21 protein-coding genes and 1 riboswitch are annotated in these 20,574 nt (G+C 74.5%); of the genes, 10 read left to right on the top strand and 11 right to left on the bottom strand.

Annotated features, from left to right (window positions below; translation table 11 throughout):
* Positions 1-3 precede the first annotated feature (3 nt).
* The gene (locus O2V61_RS18740; RefSeq protein WP_269184781.1) at positions 4-1,041 is read right to left on the bottom strand and encodes a hypothetical protein; all 1,038 of its coding nucleotides are present in this window, start codon (positions 1,039-1,041) and stop codon (positions 4-6) included.
* Positions 1,038-1,820 (bottom strand): hypothetical protein, encoded by a 783-nt coding sequence (locus tag O2V61_RS18735; RefSeq protein WP_269184780.1) that lies wholly within the window; start codon positions 1,818-1,820, stop codon positions 1,038-1,040. The genes O2V61_RS18740 and O2V61_RS18735 overlap by 4 nt, the downstream gene beginning before the upstream one ends.
* Before the next feature lie 84 nt (positions 1,821-1,904).
* Between O2V61_RS18735 and O2V61_RS18730 the strand changes: the two genes are divergently transcribed.
* Entirely contained in the window at positions 1,905-2,675 is a 771-nt protein-coding gene (locus O2V61_RS18730; RefSeq protein ID WP_269184779.1) for a putative protein N(5)-glutamine methyltransferase, read from the top strand.
* 52 nt (positions 2,676-2,727) lie between these two features.
* Here O2V61_RS18730 and O2V61_RS18725 read toward each other — a convergent pair whose 3' ends face one another.
* Complete coding sequence (locus O2V61_RS18725; RefSeq protein WP_269160852.1) at positions 2,728-3,564, bottom strand: HpcH/HpaI aldolase/citrate lyase family protein; 837 nt, start codon at positions 3,562-3,564, stop codon at positions 2,728-2,730.
* A gap of 82 nt (positions 3,565-3,646) precedes the next feature.
* The gene (locus O2V61_RS18720) at positions 3,647-4,243 is read right to left on the bottom strand and encodes a hypothetical protein (protein ID WP_269184778.1); all 597 of its coding nucleotides are present in this window, start codon (positions 4,241-4,243) and stop codon (positions 3,647-3,649) included.
* Between the two features lie 60 nt (positions 4,244-4,303).
* Here O2V61_RS18720 and O2V61_RS18715 point away from each other — a divergent pair, with 60 nt between their 5' ends.
* From O2V61_RS18715 to O2V61_RS18705, 3 genes are all read left to right on the top strand, one after another.
* A complete protein-coding gene (locus O2V61_RS18715) occupies positions 4,304-5,080 on the top strand; it encodes an SDR family oxidoreductase (protein ID WP_269184777.1) in 777 nt (258 codons plus the stop codon).
* Positions 5,081-5,392: 312 nt separating this feature from the next.
* Positions 5,393-7,027 carry an HNH endonuclease signature motif containing protein gene (locus O2V61_RS18710; protein WP_269184776.1) on the top strand — a complete coding sequence of 545 codons (1,635 nt, stop codon included), beginning with the start codon at positions 5,393-5,395 and terminating at the stop codon, positions 7,025-7,027.
* Positions 7,028-7,276: 249 nt separating this feature from the next.
* Positions 7,277-7,570 carry a hypothetical protein gene (locus O2V61_RS18705; RefSeq protein WP_269173291.1) on the top strand — a complete coding sequence of 98 codons (294 nt, stop codon included), beginning with the start codon at positions 7,277-7,279 and terminating at the stop codon, positions 7,568-7,570.
* A gap of 274 nt (positions 7,571-7,844) precedes the next feature.
* Here O2V61_RS18705 and O2V61_RS18700 read toward each other — a convergent pair whose 3' ends face one another.
* Entirely contained in the window at positions 7,845-8,756 is a 912-nt protein-coding gene (locus O2V61_RS18700; protein ID WP_269184775.1) for a Dyp-type peroxidase, read from the bottom strand.
* A gap of 34 nt (positions 8,757-8,790) precedes the next feature.
* Positions 8,791-9,183 carry a cupin domain-containing protein gene (locus tag O2V61_RS18695; protein ID WP_269184774.1) on the bottom strand — a complete coding sequence of 131 codons (393 nt, stop codon included), beginning with the start codon at positions 9,181-9,183 and terminating at the stop codon, positions 8,791-8,793.
* Positions 9,184-9,398: 215 nt separating this feature from the next.
* Between O2V61_RS18695 and O2V61_RS18690 the strand changes: the two genes are divergently transcribed.
* From O2V61_RS18690 to O2V61_RS18665, 6 genes are all read left to right on the top strand, one after another.
* The gene (locus tag O2V61_RS18690) at positions 9,399-9,953 is read left to right on the top strand and encodes a universal stress protein (RefSeq protein WP_269184773.1); all 555 of its coding nucleotides are present in this window, start codon (positions 9,399-9,401) and stop codon (positions 9,951-9,953) included.
* Between the two features lie 5 nt (positions 9,954-9,958).
* On the top strand, positions 9,959-10,606 hold the full coding sequence (locus O2V61_RS18685) for a class I SAM-dependent methyltransferase (RefSeq protein WP_269184772.1): 648 nt from the start codon (positions 9,959-9,961) through the stop codon (positions 10,604-10,606).
* A 165-nt stretch (positions 10,607-10,771) separates the two neighbouring features.
* Positions 10,772-10,920: riboswitch (cyclic di-AMP (ydaO/yuaA leader) on the top strand.
* 16 nt (positions 10,921-10,936) lie between these two features.
* Positions 10,937-11,842 carry a transglycosylase SLT domain-containing protein gene (locus O2V61_RS18680; protein ID WP_269184771.1) on the top strand — a complete coding sequence of 302 codons (906 nt, stop codon included), beginning with the start codon at positions 10,937-10,939 and terminating at the stop codon, positions 11,840-11,842.
* Positions 11,843-12,006: 164 nt separating this feature from the next.
* Positions 12,007-12,606, top strand: coding sequence for a YceI family protein (locus O2V61_RS18675; RefSeq protein WP_269184770.1), 600 nt, complete (start codon positions 12,007-12,009; stop codon positions 12,604-12,606).
* A gap of 148 nt (positions 12,607-12,754) precedes the next feature.
* Positions 12,755-13,987, top strand: a complete 1,233-nt coding sequence (mftD, locus tag O2V61_RS18670) for a pre-mycofactocin synthase MftD (RefSeq protein WP_269184769.1) — start codon at positions 12,755-12,757, stop codon at positions 13,985-13,987.
* Positions 13,988-14,096: 109 nt separating this feature from the next.
* A complete protein-coding gene (locus O2V61_RS18665) occupies positions 14,097-15,236 on the top strand; it encodes a serine hydrolase domain-containing protein (RefSeq protein ID WP_269184768.1) in 1,140 nt (379 codons plus the stop codon).
* A gap of 27 nt (positions 15,237-15,263) precedes the next feature.
* On the opposite strand, the gene O2V61_RS18660 is transcribed toward O2V61_RS18665, so the two are convergent.
* From O2V61_RS18660 to O2V61_RS18640, 5 genes are all read right to left on the bottom strand, one after another.
* Positions 15,264-16,115 carry an alpha/beta fold hydrolase gene (locus O2V61_RS18660; RefSeq protein WP_269184767.1) on the bottom strand — a complete coding sequence of 284 codons (852 nt, stop codon included), beginning with the start codon at positions 16,113-16,115 and terminating at the stop codon, positions 15,264-15,266.
* Between the two features lie 22 nt (positions 16,116-16,137).
* Positions 16,138-16,758 carry an FMN reductase gene (locus O2V61_RS18655; protein ID WP_269184766.1) on the bottom strand — a complete coding sequence of 207 codons (621 nt, stop codon included), beginning with the start codon at positions 16,756-16,758 and terminating at the stop codon, positions 16,138-16,140.
* Complete coding sequence (locus tag O2V61_RS18650) at positions 16,755-17,897, bottom strand: LLM class flavin-dependent oxidoreductase (protein ID WP_269184765.1); 1,143 nt, start codon at positions 17,895-17,897, stop codon at positions 16,755-16,757. The genes O2V61_RS18655 and O2V61_RS18650 overlap by 4 nt, the downstream gene beginning before the upstream one ends.
* Before the next feature lie 194 nt (positions 17,898-18,091).
* A complete protein-coding gene (locus O2V61_RS18645) occupies positions 18,092-19,228 on the bottom strand; it encodes an acyl-CoA dehydrogenase family protein (RefSeq protein ID WP_269184764.1) in 1,137 nt (378 codons plus the stop codon).
* 7 nt (positions 19,229-19,235) lie between these two features.
* Entirely contained in the window at positions 19,236-20,411 is a 1,176-nt protein-coding gene (locus tag O2V61_RS18640) for an acyl-CoA dehydrogenase family protein (RefSeq protein WP_269184763.1), read from the bottom strand.
* Positions 20,412-20,574 lie beyond the last annotated feature (163 nt).

Here is a 20,574-nt window from a genome sequence, read left to right as displayed (position 1 = left end):
CACTCACTGTCCGGCGGCCCGGAAGCAGGCGGCGATCTGGTGCTCCCGGGCCGCCAGCTCTGCGCTGCTCGACTCCTGGTAGCTCGTGTCCTCGTAGCTCAGGTAGCCGTCGTCCTCAAGCTCCACGAGCAGACCGATCGTCTCCAGACAGGGCGCGACGAGGGCATCGTCGACCGGTCCGGCCGGGTAGACCGGCCACGACGGTGGCTGGCGCGCGAACATCGGGAACAGCGGCTGCTGTGCCGACCCGTTGCTGGTCCGCACCTCCCCGGCGCTCCAGAGGACCGGGGTGACGACCACGCCGAGCGGCACCCCGTCGATCATCGGCAGCAGGTCGTAGCCCCGCACCAGGTCGCCGCCGGGCATGCGTTCGAGGGCGGGGGAGTACTCGGCCTCCACGCCGGGCTCGCCCAGCACCACCAGCGGGCCGGTCGCCTCCGAGCCGTCCATCAGCACCAGCTGCTCCTGCGACATGAGCGGCACCGAGCCGATGGTCAGGCTCATCTCCGCCGGCTCCGCGCCGCGCGGCCCGGCGAACCACGCCCACATCCAGCTCGGGCCGGAGCGGGCGACCACCACCGCCCACCGGTGACCCCCGGGGACGTCGGCGGCGTACACCACCCGCTGGGTGCCCGGGTCCGGCGACGGTCCGCCCCAGTCGACCAACTGGCCGTCCGGCGCGGTCGGGTCGGTCCAGTCGGCGCCCGCCATCGCGGTCAGGAACTCCTCGTCGTCGGCGAGCGAGCCGCGGACGGGCGCCTCGACCAGCCCCGGGGTCGGCGCGGCGTACGCGCTCGTGATCGGAGCCGGGACCGGGGTCCCCGCCGCCGGTGCCGCGGTCACCGCCGTGCGGGCGAACGAGGCGCCGGAGACCAGCAGCACGACGGCCAGGACGCCGGCGCCCCAGCCGGCTCCCCGGCGCCGGCGGTGCCGGTCCAGCGCGACGGCGCGGGCCGCCGTGCGGCCGTCGTCCACCGGGTGTGCGCCCTCGGCGAGCCGGCGCAACCGCTCCGCGACGGCCTGACCGGCGTCCGCGGTCATGTCGGCCTCCGGTAGATCGCGTACGGGTCGTCGTCCGGGTGCGGCCGGGCGGCGGCCGGCCCGGGCACCGAGCCGGCCGTCGGGGCTGCGGACCGGGCCGGTCCGGCCGACGAGGCGGGCGCCGTTGCGGCCGACGCGGCGGGCGACGGCGGGGGTGGTGGCCGCAGGCCCGGTCGCGGGGCCGGGGTCCCCGGGCGGCGGTAGATCGCGTACGGGTCGGTGGGGTCCGTGGTGGGGACGGGGGGCCCTGGCCGGCCCGGGACCGCCGGCGCCGGCTGCGGGTCGACGACCGGGTCGGCCGGCTCCGTCGGCGGTGCGGGCTCGTCCACGAGGAGGGGGCTCAGGGTGACCAGGGCGTCGGCGAGGGCGGCCCCGACCTCGGCGGGTGAGCAGCCCAGCAGCATCGCGACGGCGTCCTCGTCCTCGCCCTCGTGCAGCCGGAGCACGGCCACCGCCCGGGTGCGCGCGTCCAGCTCGGCGAGCGCCCGCAGCCACCGCCGGTCGGGCTCGTGCTGAGGTCCCGCGACCAGCGCGCTGCCCCGACCGGCCGCCGGGAGCCGCGTGTGGCCGAGGGCGGCCGACAGCAGCGCCTCCCGGGCGTCGGTCAGCGCGGCCGCCGGCGAGCCGAGCCGCCGCCAGCGCCGGTGCGTCCGCGCCAGGGCCGCCACCAGCAGGTCGTCGGCCTCCACCGGGTCGGCGGTGAGGAGGAGCGCGGTGCCGCGCAGCTGATGCTCGTGCTCGGCGACGAACGCCGGGAAGCCGTCCTGCCGCTGGTCCACGCCCACCCCTCCCGGTCCGCCGTCGCTGGCGGCACCGTATCGGGGCGATCGTGTTCCGTCAGCCAGGCGGCACACTGGCCGCCGATGTCCACCGCGCCGGATCCTGCTGTCGTCGCCCGGCTGCGCGCGGCGGGGTGCGTGTTCGCCGAGGACGAGGCGGTGCTGCTGGTGGGGGCCGCCGCGTCCGCTTCCCAGCTCGACGGCCTCGTCGCGCGGCGGGTGGCGGGCGAGCCGCTGGAGCAGGTGCTGGGCTGGGCGGAGTTCTGCGGGCTGAGGTTCGTGGTCGAGCCGGGGGTGTTCGTGCCCCGGCAGCGCACCCGGCTGCTGGTGCGGGAGGCGGTGGCCCGGGCGGTGCCGGGGGCGGTCGTCCTGGACCTGTGCTGCGGGGTCGGTGCGGTGGGGGCGGCGGTGGCGGTCGCCGTCCCCTCGGTCGAGCTGCACGCGGCCGACCTCGACCCGGTCGCCGTCCGCTGCGCCCGGCGCAACGTGTCCGGGTCGGTCTACGTCGGCGACCTGTACGACGCCCTGCCGGTGTCGTTGCGCGGCCGGGTCGACGTGCTGGTGGCGAACGCGCCCTACGTGCCGACCGACGCGATCGGGCTCATGCCCCCCGAGGCCCGCGACCACGAGGCGCGGATCGCGCTGGACGGCGGCGTCGACGGGCTGGACGTGCAGCGCCGGGTGGTGGCGGCGGCGTCGGACTGGCTGGCACCCGGCGGCGCGCTGCTCATCGAGACGGGCCGGCAGCAGGCCCCGGCGACCCGGGCTGCGTGCGCCGCCGCGGGGCTGACCGCCCGGGTGGTCGAGGACGACGACCTGGCGGCCACCGTGGTCGTCGCCGTCCGGGAGGCCTGAGACGCGAACGGCCCCCTCCCGGTGCGGGAGGGGGCCGTCTGCGGCAGTCGGATCAGGAGGGCTCGACGCCGAACGCGGTGGCCAGCTTCTCGATCTTGCGGGCCCGGCCGAGGCGGGGCAGGTCGCTGCCGTCGCGGATGACCTGGCCGCGGGCGTCGAAGTCGGCCAGGAAGTCCCGGGCCCAGGCGACGTCCGACGGAGCCGGGCTGATGACCTCGTTGATCACCGGCAGCTGGTCCAGCTGCAGGCAGAGCTTGCCGGTGAGGCCGAGGGAGACCGTCAGCGCCGACTGCTCGCGCAGGATCGGGTGGCTGGCGCTGACCGTGGGGCCGTCGATCGGGCCCGGCAGGCCACCGACGCGGCTGGCGATGACCAGGCGGGAGCGCGGGTAGGCCATCGCCAGGTCGTCGGCGCTGGTGCCGGTGTCGCGCCGGTAGTCACCGCTGCCGAAGGCGAGCCGGAAGGCGCCACGGGCCGAGGCGATCCGCACGGCCTCCTCGATGCCCAGCGCCGACTCGACCAGGGCCAGCACCGGGGTGGCGCCGCCCAGCCGGTCGTAGGTCTCCGTGACGTGCTCGGCGGCCTCGGTCTTGGCGAGCATCACGCCGGCCAGGCCGGGGAGCCCGGCGAGCGCGGCGACGTCGTCGGTCCAGAACGGGGTCGCGTGGTCGTTGATCCGCACCCAGGCCCGGTTGCCGGGGACGGAGAGCCACTCGACGACGTCGGCCCGGGCATCGGGCTTGCGGGCCGGGTCGACCGCGTCCTCGATGTCCAGCACGATCTGGTCGGCGCGCGATTCGTGCGCCTCGTCGAACAGTTCCGTGCGGGCGCCGTTGACCAGCAGCCACGAGCGCGCGATTCCGGGGTCTACGTTCCTGCCTCTGTGCACCGGGACATTGTGGGGGCCGGGGGTGCGCCGGTCTCCGTGGGGGTGCCGCGGGGTGGCGTTCCCGGTGCCCGACGCCGGGTGGTCAGGCTGCGCGCCGGCCGAGCAGGTCGAGCAGGCCCACCCGCCAGTCGACCTCCACCCGGCGCCCGGCCCAGTCGCGTGGACGGACGAGGTCGAAACGGACCAGGTCCGGCTCCCGGTCGAGGGTGCGCGCGTCGGCCCACAGCAGCGCCAGGTGGTCGCGACGGCGCAGGTCGGGAGCGCCGTCGATCGCCAGCTGCAGGCGCTGCTGGGCGACCGGTGCCTGCCGGTAGAAGTCACGAAGGCCCTGGGTGTCGGCGGCCGGCAGCTCCCCGTCGTCGGAGTGCCACACCCGCAGCACCTCGGTGGGGGTGCGCAGGATCAGCCCGCTCATCGGCAGCCCGAGGTTCTCGTTGCCGGGGTCGAGCAGCTCCAGCTGGGTGCCGAAGGGGTGGTCGTCGTGCTCGGCGTAGGGGCGCAGCCGCTCCATCGCCTCCCGGCGGACCAGCTGGTGGTCCAGGTGCCGGTCGGCGGCCGGCTGCCAGCCGTGCGCCGCGTGGATCTCCCGGCTGACGCTCAGGCCGCCGAGCAGTGCGTCGCGCACCTCGACCAGCAGCGGGTGCAGTCGCCGGAGGGCGGCCTCGGGGCTGTTGTCCACGTCGTCCAGTCTGCCGGGCGGGGGTGACAGTCCCGGCCTGCGGCGCGGCAGGATCACCGCGTGTCCACCCCGCCGCCCGCGCCGTCTGCTCCGTCCCGCCCGGTCACGGTGGTGACCGGCGGCAGCCGCGGCATCGGTGCGGCCACCGCCGTCCACCTCGCCCGGCAGGGCCACGATCTGGTCGTCGGGTACCTGTCGGGCCGCGGTGAGGCAGCGGCCGTGGTGACCGCCGCGCGCGACCTCGGCGTGCGGGCGGTCGCCGTGCGCGCCGACGTCGTCGACCCCGAGGACGTCGACGCGCTCTTCGCCGCAGCGGCCGACCTGGGCCCGGTGACCGGGCTCGTCGCCAACGCCGGTCTGACCGCGCACCTCGGCGACCTGGCCGACACTCCCGTGGACGTCGTCCGACGGGTGATCGACGTGAACCTGCTGGGCGTCGTCCTGTGCGTCCGCCGGGCGGCGCAGGTCATGTCCCGGCGGCGGGGTGGGCCGGGTGGGGCGATCGTCACCGTCTCCTCCAGTGCGGCGACGCTGGGCTCGGCGCACGAGTACGTGCACTACGCGGCGGCGAAGGCGGGGGTCGATGCGCTGACCATGGGGCTGGCGAAGGAGCTCGCGGACGACGGGGTCCGGGTCAACGCGGTGGCGCCGGGGCTGGTCCGCACCGACATCCACGCCGGCGCGGGCGACGCCGGTCGGCTGGAGCGGGTGACGGCCCGGGTGCCGATGGGTCGCCCCGGGGAACCGGACGAGATCGCGCCGGCGATCGCCTGGCTGCTGGGGCCGGAGGCCGGCTACGTCTCGGGCGCGGTGCTGCGGGTGGCCGGCGGGCTCTGACCAGCCGACCGGCGGCGCGTGCGGGTCGTCCGATCTTGTTTCGCTGTCTCGCCGAGTCGGGATGTCGACTCGACGAGTTGTCGACTCGGGAGGACACCGATTCCGGTTCTCGGGGTGCTCCAGGAGGCGTCTCATCAGCCCAGAACTGTCAGACCCTCTCCGTAGGTTCGGGGTGTGTTCGAGACGGGCGGGTTCGGGGTCGCGGTGACGGTGTCACTGGCCGATCCGGGGCTCCCTGCTGAGCTGGATCCGGTGCCTGCTGGGGTGACGCGGCGTCGGACGCGGTTGTCGGAGGTGGTGGCGCCGGCAGGGTTGTCCGATGCCGGTCTGGCGGGGGAGCTGCGCGCGGTGGTGGACATCGGTGCACAGCTGGCCGCCTACGAGGCGGTGGTGGTGGCCGAGTTGGCGCGGCGTCGCCCGGTGGAGTGGGACCTGACCGAAGAGCAGCCGGGGCATGGGGTGGAGGGGTGGCTGCCGGATCGGGTGCCGGTGGGGGTGGGTGAGTTCCTCGCCGATGAGCTGGCACTGCTGAAGGGCATCTCCCGGACGGCGGCGACGCTGTTGGCGGAGCGGTCGCTGGTGTGGGTGCGTGAGTTGCCGGCGACCTGGGCGGCGTTGGCTGATTCGCTGATCGACCCACCTCGGGCAACGGCGATCGCGAAGGCGTTGGGTGGTCAGTCGGTCGATGCTGGGGGTGGGGTCGAGCCGGCGGTCGTGGCCGAGGTGGAGGCTCAGGCGCTGGGGTGGGCGGTGGCGGGGGAGACGCCGGTGCGGTTGCAGGAGCGGGCGGCGGCGGCGTTGATCGCGTTGGACGATGCGGCGGCGGATCGGCGGCGTAAGAAGGCCGAGCGGTGTGCTGATGTGACGACCCGGGCCACCGCGGATGGGATGGGTCAGTTGGTGGCGGACCTGCCGATGCCGGTCGCTGCAGCCTGCCGGGAGACGGTGGACGGCTATGCGCGGATGGCCAAGGCCGACGGGGACGGGCGTCCGATCGGGCAGCTGCGCGCCCAGGTGATGGCCGATCTGATCCTGCGCCCGTGGGACACCACCCGGGAGCCGGTGACCGCCCATCTCAGGGTCCTGGCGCCGCTGCCGGCGGTGCACACCGGCGCGTTCGACGGCCCGACCCCGTCGGGTGAGGGTCACGTCACGCCCGAGGAAGGCCACCAGGCGCCGGGGGAGGGTCACGGGCCGGATGGAGGTCATGCGCCGGGCGAGGGCGGGCTGCCGCCGTGCGATGACCGGGATGCTGCGACGGTGGACGGGGCGCCGATCACCGCCGGGCAGCTGCGGGAGCTGTTGGTCCAGCTGGATGCGATCTGCCCCGGCGGGCTGCAGGCCCCGACCGGCGGCACGCTGGGCATCGACCTGGTCGACCCGGTCACCGGGGCGCTGCGGGCGACGGTGACCCGCCCGGAGCTGGAGCGGCTGGCCCGCCGCGGCTGCCCCGAGCACCCCGACCGGGACTGCGGGTGCGGGGTGCTGGACCGGCCACCGCCGATCGACCGCTACACCCCGACCCCGGCCCAGCAGCGGTACGTGCGTGCCCGGGACCGCACCTGCCGGCATCCGGGCTGCCGTCGGCCGGCGGCGCGCACCGACCTGGACCACGTCTGCGCCCACCGCGACGGCGGGGCCACCGACTGCACCAACCTGTGCTGCCTGTGCCGGCGACACCACCGGCTGAAGACCCACGCCCGCCGATGGCGGTTCGTCATGACCGCCGACGGCGCCCTGTCGGTCACCACCCCCTCCGGCGTCACCCGGACCACCCGACCACCCGCTCTCCGCACGTCCAGCCCACCCGGCCTCCGCACGTCCAGCCACCGCGCGCCCGACCTCCGACCACCGGGCCTCCGACCACCGCGCCCCCGGCTGTCCCGCGCCGGCCAGCTGACCGGCGGCGTGAGCCCACCCGACCCGCACGACCCGCCGCCGTTCTGAGACCCATGCCTTGCGGTCGCCGTGAGGTCGTGGCCTGCGGCCGCCACGGAGGAGGGGCGGTCGGCCGTCTGCGTCCACTGCGCGCGCGAGGAGATCGCCTGACGGGTCCTGCTGCTCACAGAACGGGCGCCTGGACGGGGCCTTGGTGCGTGCGTGGCACGAGTGGCCAGAGAGGAAGAACGGCAGCTCCGGGGATCCAGTGCCCCTGGTCGAGTCACAGGGAGCACACAACGGGCCGATAAGCACGTCGTGATCCGTCATCACCTCGCAGCGAGCTCGCCGCGGAGCCCTCAGTGGTTCGACCCGGCGCACCAGGCCGACATCCTCGCGGCCTTCGACAGTCAGCTCGCCGCCGGGCTGCACGATCGCAAACCGCACAGCCCGCGACCGGAACGGGTCCGCGAGCTCGGCCAGCTGGCTGCGGCGAGCGCGCTCCCGGCCCGGGCGGCACTGCTCCGCTGGGGTGCGCTGCCCGCCTCGGTCCGCGCGCACCTGCTCACCAGCTGGTACGGCAGCCAGGTCGCCCGGAGCTCCGCCGCCTGACTCGCTCGGCGGCCAGCACCCGGCGGCCGGCAGTGGTGGACAGGTCCTCGGCGCCACCCTGCCCAGACCCGGCAGGGACCCGTTCGCTCACCTGCTCCCACGGCCGGTGTGCCCCTCGGGGACGCTCAGTCCCAGGGCTCCCCGCAGGCGGCGCAGTGGCCCGAGGGCAGCCGCTCGGTCAGCCGGCCGCATGCCGGGCAGACCTGGTCGAGCCAGCACGCTGGGTCACCACCCTCCGGCTCCGGCGGTGCCGGCTCCCGCGTCACCGTGGCCGTCACTCCTCGCCGGGAGGCGCGAACCGGGCGAGGGCGTCGATCGACGGGCAGGTGTAGTACGCCCCGCTGAGTGGGGTCAGGAAGCCGGTCAGCCCGTCCCGGACCCCGTCGGTCGCCCCGGCCATCCGGCGGAGCATCTCGGTGAGCCGCCACTGGTCGCGGGCGAACCCGACGAACGCCGTCCCGTGGTCGGTGACCCCGCCGTAGGCGACGTTGCGCCGGAAGATCTGCTGCTCCGCGCCGTCCACCTCGACGGTGGTGCGGGCGACGTGCGCGCTCGGCAGCATCACGTCGGCGGGCAGTTCGACGCTGTCGGGCTTGGTCCGGCCGATCATCATCTCCTGGCCGTGCTGGCCCAGGGACTCCCACGCCCCGCTGTCGTGCCGCCACACCTGGTACAGCACGATGCTCGCCCCCGCGCCCGGCTCACCGGCCGGCACGGCCGCCACCCCGGCGGCGGTCAGCAGCGAGGGGTTCTCGGTGCCGTCGATGAAGCCGGTCAGGTCACGGTCGTGCCGGTACAGCCAGCCGGTGACCTCGGCGGCCACCCGGGCGACGCCGGCCAGGGCGGCCAGTACGGCGCGCGCGTTGTCGAAGACCGCGGTGCGGTGGCCCCCGGCGACCCAGATCCAGGCGTCGTGCTGGGTCGCCGGCATCCGGTAACGGCCGGCGCCGACGAGGTCCTCGGTCCAGCTCGCGGCGTCCGCCGGGGCGTCGTCCGGGGCGACGGCGGCCCACAGCTCCGGCCGGAAGCCGACCACCAGGTTCACCCCACCGGTGGAGGACAGCGGACCGGTGAGCCCGGCCACCCCGCGGACCAGGTCCTCGGCGGAGCAGCCGGGCTCGAGGTCGAGCTCCAGATAGCAGTGCTCAGGGGTGCCGAGGGCGAAGATGCCCGGCTGCGTCGTCACGCCGTCCACCCTGCCTGACCGGCACGGCCGGGCCTCAGCTGGTCGGCGGCTCGTCCTTGCCGGCCTCCTCGAGCTCGTCGGCCTCCTCCTTGGTCTTGTGCACCGCCTTGTCGGCGTGCTCCGGCGGGCCGTAGACCGTGTAGAGCACCAGCGGGTTCACCCCGGTGTTGAGGAAGTTGTGCTTCTTGCCGGCGGGGACGACGACGAGGTCACCCTGGGCGACGTTCTTCTTCTGCCCGCCGACGACGGCCTGGCCGGTGCCGCTGACGAAGGTGAGGATCTGGTCGATCTCCTCGTGCACCTCCTCGCCGATCTCCCCACCCGGCGGGATCGTCATGATCACCAGCTGGGTGTGCTCGCCGGTCCACAGCACCCGACGGAAGTCGGCGCTCTCCTCGGCGACGGTGGCGATGGTGAAGTGCTCCATGGCTGCCGTTCCTCCTCGATCCAGTCGCTCCTGCCGGCGTGCGCCGGCTCATGATCAGTGAAGAGCAGAGCGGCCTCCGGCGCGATCCGAAGCCCTCGGGTCGGGCGACACGTGGGAACGGGCCCTCCGACTCTGCCGTCGACCGGCCGGGTGGGGGAGGCTCTCCGGTGCCGGGTACCGGCGGAGCACGAGCACACGAGCACAGGAGGACGGCGTTGACGCAGCAGCCAGCAGACCGGTCGGGGAACGCAGCACTCGCTGCCGAGCGGGACGAGGCGGCCACCGAACTGGCCGGGGTCGAGGGGCAGGTGTCGACCCGTGCCGCCGTCGAGGGTGGCGTCGTCGTCGGTCACGACGGCTCGGACTGCGCGCAGGAGGCCCTGCAGTGGGCGGCGACGCTGGCCGAGCGCGCCTCCTGGCCGCTGCACGTCGTCCGCGGCTGGCGGATCGCCACCGCCCCCCAGCCGCCCAGCTGGGAGCTCGGCTACGTCCCGCCGATCGGTGAGTACGAGCAGGCGGTGCAGGCCGACCTGGAGGCCGACGTCCGGGCTGCGCTGGGCGCCGAGCGGGCCGGCCAGGTCACCTGCCACGTGGTGCACGCCGCGCCGGTGCGGTCGCTGATCGAGGCCGCGCAGCACGCCGACCTCCTGGTGGTCGGGGCCCGCGGGCGGGGCGGCTTCGCCGGGCTGCTCCTCGGCTCGGTGAGCGACCAGGTCACCCGGCACGCCCCGTGCCCGGTCACCGTCGTGCGCAGCCAGAACAAGGCCTGACCGGCGTGGCGGTCCAGCACCCCGTGCCACCGGCGTTCCTGCGGGCGCACACCCGGCTGGACCGCCCGCCGCTCGTCCCGGAGGTGCAGCTGCACGTCGCCGACGACGTCGTCGCGCTCTGGGAGGCGATGGAGACCGAGGGCGGCGGAGCCGGCGAGGACCCGCCGTTCTGGGCCGCGGCCTGGCCCGGCGGCCAGGCGCTGGCCCGGCACGTGCTCGACCACCCGGAGCTCGTCGCCGGCCGCCGGGTGCTGGACCTGGGGGCCGGCAGTGGGCTGGTGGCCGTCGCCGCCCTGCTGGCCGGGGCGAGCAGCGTGCTGGCCAGCGACGTCGACCCGTACTCGCACACCGCGGTCGGGCTGAACGCCGAGGTCAACGGGGTCGCCGGGATCGAGGTCGTCGGGGACGTCCTCGACGAGGAGCTCCCGGAGATCGACGTCGTCTTGGCCGGCGACGTCTGCTACGACCGGGAGATGACCGCCCGGGTGCTGCCCTTCCTGGGCGCGGCCTGGCTGCAGGGGGCCACCGTCCTGCTGGGGGACCCCGGACGGGCCTACGTCCCGAAGGAGGGGCTGGTGGCCCAGGCGGAGTACGACGTGCCGGACGCCGCCGGGGGAGCGGTGCGCCGGACGACGGTCTGGCGGCTCCCCTGAGACCCACCTGCACCAGCCGTCCCACTGCTGCTGCCCCGCCCCGCCGGTGGATGGGAGACGTGGCACATGGCGACGAAATGCGACTCGGGGCATTGTCACGGCCAGGTGGCGGCCTCTACCGTGGCCGGGTCCGGTCGGACGTCTCGTCCCCACCCGGGGAGCCCGCACCGGATGCCGCCGAGTCGCTGCACGCAGCGAACCGGGGACCCACCGCACCACTGGGGTGAATCCCGCCCGGGCGCCCGCCCGGCTGGGTAGGGCGACTTCCCGCCCGAACCCGTCAGCTGACTCGGTAGGCGGCCACGGAAGACCCACGGAGCCCCTCTCTTCATGTCCCGTCGCACCACCGCGTCCTCGTCCGACGAGCAGCTGCCCGCCACCGAGGTGCTCCCCGTGCACTCGACCGGCGCCCCGGTCGGCCGGCGGCCCCGTCGTCAGCCCCCGGGCGGCCTCCGCCGGCCCACGCTGTACCTGGGCGTCGCCGCGGCCGGGGCGATCTTGGTCAACGTCCTCGTCGCCGGCGAGCCCGACGCCCGGGCCGAGGCCGCCGTCGAACCGGCGAGCGTCGCCGCCCAGCTCGACCTGAGCGCGCAGCAGACCGGGCCCGCCCTGGTCGACGGCCCGCTGGCCGACCGGCTCGGCCAGTTGGCCGCCAACCGCAGCGAGCGCGAGGCCGCTCAGGCCGCCGCCGCGCAGGCGCAGGCCGCCGCCGACCAGGCCGTGCTCGACGCCCAGGCAGCCGCGGCAGCCCAGGCTGCCGCCGAGGCACAGGCCGCTGAAGAGGCGCGGATCGCCGCCGAGGCCCAGGCCGCCGCCGAGGCGCAGGCAGAGGCAGAGGCAGAGGCCGCGGCCGCCGAGCGGGCCGCCGCCCGCGCGGCGACCACGCCCGCCCCGGCCAGCGCCCCCAGGGCGCCGGCAGCGCCGGCTCCGGCCGCCTCGTCCGGTTCGGGTTCGTTCCAGGACTACGCCCTGGGCAAGCTCGGCGGCGACCAGGCGCAGTTCTCCTGCCTGGAGCGCCTGTGGGGCAAGGAGAGCGGCTGGAACCCGAACGCGCAGAACCCGAACAGCACCGCGTACGGCATCCCGCAGTTCCTGGACTCCACCTGGAAGAGCACCGGGATCGCCAAGACGTCGGACGGCTACCGGCAGATCGACGCGGGGCTGATCTACATCGACAACCGCTACGGCTCGCCGTGCGCCGCGTGGGCGCACTCGCAGGCCACCGGCTGGTACTGACCCACCGGCGGCGGTGCGCAGCGAGGCCCGGGTCCGGCTGGACCCGGGCCTCGCTGCGTCCGCGCCGGTGTCCGCGAACCGGGCAGGAGGCCCTCCTGTGCACCGGCGGGGGACCATCGGGGAGGATCGAGGGGTTGGACCACCGAGACGAGGAGCGCTGACCCGTGGGCAAGCACCGCGCACCCGAGGGCGCCGCGACGGACTTCGACGCCGCCACCAGCGCCCTGGCCGACGTGACGGGTGACTACACCGTCGACGTCACGCACACCCGGATCGGGGTCCGGGCCCGGCACGCCATGGTGACCACCGTGCGGGGCGCCTTCACCGAGTTCTCCGGCACCGCCCACCTGGACACCGCCACGCCGGCCGCCAGCAGCGTCCGGCTGCGGATCGCCACCGCCAGCATCGACACGGGGACGCCGGACCGCGACGCGCACCTGCGCTCGGCCGACTTCCTGGACGTCGAGCAGCACCCCGAGATGGTCTTCGTCTCCACCGCGGTCGAGCAGGTCGACCGGGACGTCTACCGCGTCACCGGCGACCTCACGATCAAGGCGGTCACCCGGCCGGTGTCGATCGACTTCACCCTCACCGGCTCGGCGCTGGACCCGTTCGGCAACACGCGGGTGGGCTTCGAGGGTGCGCTGGCGATCAAGCGCAGCGAGTGGGACCTGACCTGGAACGCGATGCTGGACACCGGTGGCGTGCTGGTCAGCGACCGGATCCAGGTGGAGTTCGACGTCTCGGCGATCAAGGACGCCTGACCGGTCCGGCTGTGTCCCAGGACACGCCCTGCCGCTAGGGTGGCACTCAGTGCCACGCGGGACGACGCCGGAACGGCCGGTCCCTGCGACGGCGCCCCGGGCCGACGACGGTGTCGGTCCGACCGACCGATCAGCAGGGGGTCCGCAGGTGGCGAACGCGTGGTTCGAGTCGGTGGCGGAAGCGCAGCGGCGCGCGCAGAAGCGGCTGCCCAAGGGCGTCTACGGGGCGCTGGTCGCAGGCTCCGAACGGGGGCTCACCGCGGACGACAACCTCGCCGCCTTCGCCGAGCTTGGCTTCGCACCGCACACCGCCGGGCTGAGCAACGACAAGCAGATGGCCACCCGCGTCATGGGGCAGGACATCTCCCTGCCGGTGCTGATCAGCCCCACCGGGGTCCAGGCGGTCGATCCTGACGGCGAGGTCGCCGTCGCCCGGGCAGCCGCCTCTCGAGGCACCGCGATGGGGTTGTCCTCGATGGCCAGCAAGCCGATGGAGGAGGTCATCGCGGCCAACCCCAAGACCTTCTTCCAGCTGTACTGGGTCGGTGACCGGGACGTGATGGCGGCCAAGGTCGAGCGCGCCCGCCGGGCCGGGGCCGCGGGGCTCATCGCCACTCTCGACTGGTCGTTCTCCTACGGGCGTGACTGGGGCAGCCCGTTCATCCCGGAGCGGATCGACCTCGAGGCGGTGCGCCGGTACGCACCCCAGGTGGCGTTGAAGCCCCGCTGGCTGTGGGACTTCGCCAAGACGAAGAAGCTGCCCGACCTCACGGTGCCGAACATGGTCGGCACCCCTGGCGAGAAGCCCCCCACCTTCTTCGAGGCCTACGGGCAGTGGATGCAGTCGCCCATGCCCACCTGGGAGGACGTCGCGTGGCTGCGCGAGCTGTGGGGCGACCAGCCGTTCATGCTCAAGGGCGTCATGCGGGTCGACGACGCCAAGCGTGCGGTCGACGCCGGGGTCACCGCCATCTCGGTCTCCAACCACGGCGGCAACAACCTCGACGGCACCCCGGCGGCGATCCGCGCGCTGCCCGCGGTCGTCGAGGCGGTCGGTGACCAGGTTGAGGTCCTGATGGACGGCGGCATCCGGCGCGGCGGCGACGTCGCCAAGGCCCTCGCGCTGGGCGCCCGGGCGGTCATGATCGGCCGGGCCTACCTCTGGGGCCTGGCGGCCAACGGCGAGGCCGGGGTCGGCAACGTCCTCGACCTGCTGCGTGACGGGCTCGGCTCGGCGCTGGTCGGCCTCGGCCATCGTTCGGTCGACCAGCTCAGCCCGGCCGACCTCGTCGTCCCGCCGCACTTCGAGCGACACCTCGGCGAGGACGGTGCCGACGCCCCGGCGGCCCAGCGGTCCTCGGGCAAGGGCACGACGGCCTGACGGTCCGGGGGCCGGTGCGATGACTTCCACCGGCCGCCGGAGTCCTCCCTGCCGAGCGCACCGTCCCTCGGACGCCGGGTGCGCCGTCCCTCGGACGCAGGAGGCCGGCATGACCCAGCTGTCCCGGTTCGTCACCGTGTGGTCGGCACTGCAGGCACAGGTGGAGAGCGGCCGGCTGCCCGGCTACGCCGCCGCCGTGCGCCACCACGGCGAGGTCGAGGTGCACACCGGTGGCTCCCTCGAGCTGGGGGGCCTCACCCGGGTGCGTCCGGACTCGCTGTTCCGGCTGGCGTCGCTGTCCAAGCCCTTCGCCGGGGTGCTGACGCTGTCGCTGGTCGAGGACGGGCTGCTGGACCTCGACGACCCGGTCGGGCGGTGGCTCCCGGAGCTGGCCGAACTGCGGGTGCTGGCCGACCGGGCCGGTGCACTCACGGACACGGTGCCCGCTGACCGCCCGATCACCGTCCGCCACCTGCTCGCCAGCACGCCCGGCTTCGGTGGGCTGTGGGACGGCTCGCCGCTGGACCAGGCTCTGTACCGGGCCGGCCTCGGACCGGGTCCGCTGCCGCCGGAGCTGACGCCGGAGGAGTACCTGGCCCGGTTGGGCGAGCTGCCGCTGGCCGGGCAGCCGGGGGCCAGCTGGCTGTACCAGCTCAGCACCGAGGCGCTCTCGGTGCTGCTGAGCCGGGTCGCCGGGTGCCCGCTGCGCGACCTGCTGCGCGCGCGGGTCACCGGTCCGTTGGGCCTGGCCGACACCGGCTTCTGGGCGACCGACCCCGCGCGGCTCGGCCCGGCGTACCTGCCGGCCGGTGACGGGTTCGAGCTCCTCGACCCGGCCGACGGGCGGTCGTCCGTGCCACCGGTCTTCGAGGGGCTGGCGGCCGGGCTGGTCTCCAGCGCACCCGACGTGCTCGCCTTCTTCGGCGCGCTCGCCGACGGTGGCGGGCCGCTGCTCGGCCCGGGATCGGTGGCCGCCATGACCACCGGAGCGCTGACCACGGCACAGCGGGTGGAGGCCGCCGACTTCCTGGGCACCGGCTGCTCCTGGGGCCTGCAGGTCGGCGTGCAGGTCGAGCCGGGGGAGCCGTGGGCGCAGCCCGGTCGGTTCGGCTGGGACGGCGGGACGGGCACGACCGCCTACGCCGATCCGGACCGGGACCTCGTCGCGGTGCTGCTCACCGCGCGCGGCATGGCCGGGCCGGGCGACGGTCTGGACACGTTCTGGCAGGCGCTGTACCGCTGCCTCTGACCCACCTCGCGGAGCTCGCCCGACGGCTCAGCGGGGTCGGTCACCGCCCAGCGCGAGCACCGTGCGCAGCGCGGTGACCAGGGCGAGCGGCTGGTCCAGCATCGGGTGGTGCCCGCTGTCGGGCAGGTCCACCACGGGCATCCCGGCCCGGGTCAGCCCGACCATCTCGGTGGCCATCTCCGGGCTGACCAGCCCGTGTTCGCAGCGCAGGAAGGTCAGCGGGACGGCGACCCCGGGCAGCAGGTCGCGCAGCCGCAGCCGGGTGCCGAAGAAGTCCGGGTCGAACTTCCACGTCCAGCCGCCCTCGACCGCGTGCAGCGAGCCGGCGGCCACGTGCTCGCGGACGAAGGGGAGCAGGACGTCCTGCGGCGGCAGGGTGCGGAAGCGGGCTCGGGCCTCGTCCGGGTCCGGGTACACCCGGTGTGGCCGGCGACGCTCCCGCAGCCGCCGCTCGTCCGGCGGCCGGTCGTTGAGCGGGGAGTCGATGACGACGACCGAGCCGATGTCACCCGGGTGCTCGACGCCCACGGTGACCGCCACCCAGCCGCCCATGCTGTGGCCGACGACGACCGGCCGGTCGAGGCCCGCGTCGGCGGCGACGGCCACCACCTCGCGCGCCCACAGCAGCGGGTCGTAGTCCTCGCGCCGGTCGCTGTCGCCGTGCCCGGTCAGGTCCAGGGCGACCACCCGGCGGCCGGTCAGCAGGGGGGCGACGTGGTCCCACCAGCCGGAGTGGGCGGCACCGCCGTGCACCAGCACCACGCCCGGCGCCCCGGCCGGCCCCCAGGCCCGGTAGTGCACCCGGGACCCGGCGACGCCGACGTCCCGGTGTTCCGGCTGCTGGGCGAGGGCCTGGGTGAACCACGTCGGCGGGGTCATCCCCGGATCCTGCCCGATGGCGTCAGCGGCCCTTCAGCAGCTCCTCGAACGAGGTGGTCGGGTCGGCGAAGGGGTCCGCCGGACGGGTGGCCGCGGGACGGCCGCTGACCAGCCCGGCGAGTTCGCCGGCTGCGCGGTCGATGCGGCCGGCCAGCGACCGGTCGACGCCGCCGCCGGCCCAGTCCTCCGCGGCGGCGAAGACGCCGGTGGGGACGGCGACCGCCCGCAGGTAGGCGAACAGCGGGCGCATCGCGTGCTCGACGACCAGCGAGTGCCGCGGCGTCCCGGCGGTGGCGCCCAGCAGCACGGGCTTCCCGGTCAGCGACTCCTTGTCCAGCACGTCGAAGAACGTCTTGAACAGGCCGCTGTAGGAGGCGGAGAACACCGGGGTGACCGCGATCAGCGCATCGGCGCCGACGACCGTGTCGATCGCCGTCTGCAGCGACCCGTTGGCGAAGCCGCTGGTCAGGTTGTCGGCCAGGTCGCGGGCGTGCCCGCGGAGCTCCACCACCTCGACGGTCGCATCCTCCCCGCGGGCGCGCAGCGCCTCGCCCGTGGCGACGGTGAGCCGGTCGGCCAGCAGCCGGGTCGAGCTGGGGTCGCTCAGCCCGGCGCTGACGACCGCGAGGGTGCGGGTGGTCATGCCTGCGCCACCTCGACCGTGCGGCCGGTGACGTCGTCGGCGGCCTGCACGGTGCTGTCGTGCCCGCCGCCGGCGGCGGCGACCAGGCTGGCGTGGGTCGGCGCGTCCGGCACGTGCGCCGGCTTGAGGGCGGCGAACTCCCGCCGGAGCACCGGCACGACCTCCTCGCCGAGGATGTCCAGCTGCTCGAGCACCGTCTTCAGCGGCAGCCCGGCGTGGTCGATGAGGAACAGCTGCCGCTGGTAGTCACCGACGTAGTCGCGGAAGCCGAGGGTCCGCTCGATCACCTGCTCCGGGGAGCCCACGGTCAGCGGGGTCTGCGAGGTGAACTCCTCCAGCGACGGGCCGCCGCCGTACACGGGTGCCTTGTCGAAGTAGGGACGGAACTCCCGGACGGCGTCCTGGCTGTTCTTCCGCATGAACACCTGGCCGCCCAGCCCGACGATCGCCTGGTCGGCGCTGCCGTGGCCGTAGTGCTCGAACCGGCGGCGGTAGAACTCGACCATCCGCTCGGTGTGCTCCGGCGGCCAGAAGATGTGGTTGTGGAAGAAGCCATCGCCGTAGTACGCGGCCTGCTCGGCGATCTGCGGGCTGCGGATCGAGCCGTGCCAGACGAACGGCGGGACGCCGTCCAGCGGGCGCGGGGTGGAGGTGAAGCCCTGCAGCGGGGTGCGGAACTGGCCCTCCCAGTTCACGACGTCCTCGCGCCACAGCCGGCGCAGCAGCTGGTAGTTCTCCACGGCCAGCGGGATGCCGTCCCGGATGTCACGACCGAACCAGGGGTACACCGGGCCGGTGTTGCCCCGGCCCATCATCAGGTCGACGCGGCCGTCGGCGACGTGCTGCAGGGTCGCGAAGTCCTCGGCGATCTTCACCGGGTCGGTGGTGGTGATCAGCGTCGTGGACGTCGACAGGACCAGCTTCTCGGTCTTGGCCGCGATGTAGCCCAGCGTGGTGGTGGGGGAGGAGACCACGAACGGCGGGTTGTGGTGCTGGCCCTGGGCGAAGACGTCGAGCCCCACCTCCTCGGCCTTGAGCGCGATCGTGATGAGCGACTTCACCCGCTCGGCCTCGGTGGGGGCCCGGCCGGTGGTCGGGTCGGGGGTGACGTCGCCGACGGTGAAGATCCCGAACTGCATCTCGTGCTCCCTCTCGTCTGAGCCGCACTGGTTGAGAGCGCAACTACTGGCTCGTGGAACCGTACGGCACCCGGGCGCATTCCCCGCTCCGGACGCGGCAGCGCCCCCCGGCCGGGTGGGCCGGGGGGCGCTGTCGGCCCTCTGCAGGGGCCCGCCGCGAGCTCGCGAGCGGTGGGGGGCAGACAGTCTTTCTACTACTGGAGGGCGTCGACCGTCTGGTGCTCGGTGACCGACCCGGCCAGCCGGGCCAGGGCCCAGTCGCCGTCACCGAGGAGGTGGTCGATCGCGGTGAGCCGGCTGGTGTAGTGGCCCACCTTGTACTCGGCGGTGACCGCGATCCCGCCGTGCAGCTGGATCGCCTCCTTGCCGATGTGCCGCGATGCCCGGCTGGCCTGCAACCGGGCCCGGTCGGCCGCGGCGACCACGTCGCCGTCGGCGTCGACGACCAGCGTCGCCCACATGACGGTGCTGCGGGCCAGCTCCAGGGAGACGTACATGTCGGCCGCCCGGAAGGTCAGCGACTGGAACTTGTTCAGCGACACCCCGAACTGCTTGCGGGCCTTGAGGTACTCCGCCGTCGTGGTCAGCGCCGTCTCCATGGCCCCCAGCGCCTCGTGCCCGTAGGCGATCCGGGCCCGGGCCTGCGCCTTCTCGATGGCCGGTGCCTGGTCGCCGGTGCCCGCGCCCAGCGGCTGGGCCGGGGTGCCGGCGAAGGTGAGCTTCGCCGACCGGGTGCCGTCGTGGTTGCGGTGACCGGTGCGGGTGAGCCCCTCGGCGTCGCCCGGCACCAGGAACAGCCGGGTCGCGTCGCCCACGAGCGCGCTGACCACCAGCAGGTCGGCGCGGGCGCCGTTCGGCACCGGCTCCTTCACCCCGGACAGCCGCCACGCGCCGCCGTCCTCGGTCGCGGTGACCGACTGGGCGGACGCCTGCCAGCGAGAGCCGACCTCGGTGTGCGCGAAGGCCGGCAGCAGCGTGCCCTCGGCCAGCGCACCGAGCACCTCGGCGCGCTGGGCGTCGGTGCCGAGGTCGGCCACCAGTCCACCGGCGAGGACGACGGCCTCCACGAACGGCTCGGGCGCCAGCACCCGGCCGATCTCCTCGGCCACGATGGACACCTCCACCGGACCTGCGCCCATCCCACCGTCGGCCTCTGCGAACGGGAGCCCGAGCAGCCCCATCTCGGCCAGCTGACCCCAGGTCTTCTCGTCGAAGCCGGGGTCGGTGCCGACCACCCGCCGGCGCTGCTCGCTGTCGCCGTACGCCCGGGACAGCAGTGCGCTCACTGCCTCCCGGAGGCCGTTCTGCTCGTCGTCGTAGCTGAACTCCATGGTCAGATCACAACCCCAGGATCGAGCCGGCGATGATGGTGCGCTGCACTTCGTTCGAGCCCCCGTAGATGGAGACCTTGCGGTAGTTCAGGTACGACGGGGTGGCCACCTGCGCCCACTCCGGCACGTCGGAGTCCTCGTCGGCGAAGGAGGCCACCGACATCGGGCCGGCGATGTCCACCAGCAGCTCGGTGGCGGCCTGCTGCAGCTCCGAGCCACGCAGCTTGAGCACCGAGGAGGCCGGGTGCGGGCGACCGCCGGCGGAGTTGGCCACCACCCGCAGGGCAGTGAGCTCCAGGGCCAGCAGCTCGTTCTCCAGCTCAGCGATCCGGGCGGTCATGTACGGGTCCTCCGACAGCGGGGCGCCGTTGACCGTGATCCCGCGGGCGTGCTCCTTGGCCTCGATCAGCATCCGCTTGGTCGAGCCGATGCGGGCGATGCCGACCCGCTCGTTGCCGAGCAGGAACTTGGCGTAGTCCCAGCCGTGGTTCTCCTCGCCCACCAGGTTCTCCGCCGGGACCCGGACGTCCTCGAAGAAGACCTCGTTGACCTCGAAGCCGCCGTCGAGCAGCTCGATCGGCCGCAGGGTCACCCCGGGGGCGTCCATCGGGAACAGGAGCAGCGAGATGCCCCGCTGCCGCTTCTCGGCGGTGGGGTCGGTGCGGACCAGGCAGAAGATCCAGTCGGCGTGCTGGCCCAGCGTCGTCCAGGTCTTCTGGCCGTTGACCACCCAGTCGTCGCCGTCACGCACCGCGGTCGTCCGCAGCGACGCCAGGTCCGAGCCGGCGTCGGGCTCGGAGAAGCCCTGGCACCACCAGATGTCAAGGTTGGCGGTGGCGGGCAGGAAGCGCTCCTTCTGCTCCTGCGAGCCGAAGGTCGCGATGACCGGGCCGATCATGCTGGTGTTGAAGGCGAGCGGCTCGGGGACCCCGGCCAGCTGCATCTCCTCGCGCCAGATGTGGCGCTGCAGCGGCGTCCAGTCCCGGCCGCCCCACTCCACCGGCCAGTGCGGCACGGCGAGACCGGCGGCGTTGAGCGCGCGCTGGGCCTCGATGAACTGCTCCTTGGTCAGCTCCCGGTGGGCAGCGACCGCGTCCCGGATCGACTGCGGCACCGCGGTGCTGAAGAAGGTGCGCATCTCGTCCCGGAAGGCCCGGTCCTCCGGCGACAGGTGCAAGCGCATGGGTCCTCATTCCTGACGGCAACCCTGCCGTCTCGACGTGGGGTGTCGAACATCCCACATCCGCTACCCGGCAGTAACTCGGGGTCGGCGGCGGCGCCGGGGTCACCCGCCGTGGCCGCCGGGGACCCACCCCGCCCGAAGGAGGGAAGTCCCCCCGATCGGC

Source organism: Modestobacter sp. VKM Ac-2985 (assembly GCF_026967925.1).
In the GTDB taxonomy this organism is placed as follows: Bacteria; Actinomycetota; Actinomycetes; order Mycobacteriales; family Geodermatophilaceae; genus Modestobacter.
The sequence above is the reverse complement of the archived record's forward strand: the minus strand, read 5'-3'. Positions and strand labels throughout refer to the sequence as shown.

Coding starts and splice junctions, on each gene's coding strand:
- O2V61_RS18740 (WP_269184781.1), bottom strand. CDS start 1,041: ATGACCGCGGACGCCGGTCAGGCCGTCGCGGAGCGGTTGCGCCGGCTC.
- O2V61_RS18730 (WP_269184779.1), top strand. CDS start 1,905: ATGTCCACCGCGCCGGATCCTGCTGTCGTCGCCCGGCTGCGCGCGGCG.
- O2V61_RS18695 (WP_269184774.1), bottom strand. CDS start 9,183: ATGGAGCACTTCACCATCGCCACCGTCGCCGAGGAGAGCGCCGACTTC.
- O2V61_RS18680 (WP_269184771.1), top strand. CDS start 10,937: ATGTCCCGTCGCACCACCGCGTCCTCGTCCGACGAGCAGCTGCCCGCC.
- O2V61_RS18665 (WP_269184768.1), top strand. CDS start 14,097: ATGACCCAGCTGTCCCGGTTCGTCACCGTGTGGTCGGCACTGCAGGCA.
- O2V61_RS18660 (WP_269184767.1), bottom strand. CDS start 16,115: ATGACCCCGCCGACGTGGTTCACCCAGGCCCTCGCCCAGCAGCCGGAA.
- O2V61_RS18655 (WP_269184766.1), bottom strand. CDS start 16,758: ATGACCACCCGCACCCTCGCGGTCGTCAGCGCCGGGCTGAGCGACCCC.
- O2V61_RS18650 (WP_269184765.1), bottom strand. CDS start 17,897: ATGCAGTTCGGGATCTTCACCGTCGGCGACGTCACCCCCGACCCGACC.
- O2V61_RS18645 (WP_269184764.1), bottom strand. CDS start 19,228: ATGGAGTTCAGCTACGACGACGAGCAGAACGGCCTCCGGGAGGCAGTG.
- O2V61_RS18640 (WP_269184763.1), bottom strand. CDS start 20,411: ATGCGCTTGCACCTGTCGCCGGAGGACCGGGCCTTCCGGGACGAGATG.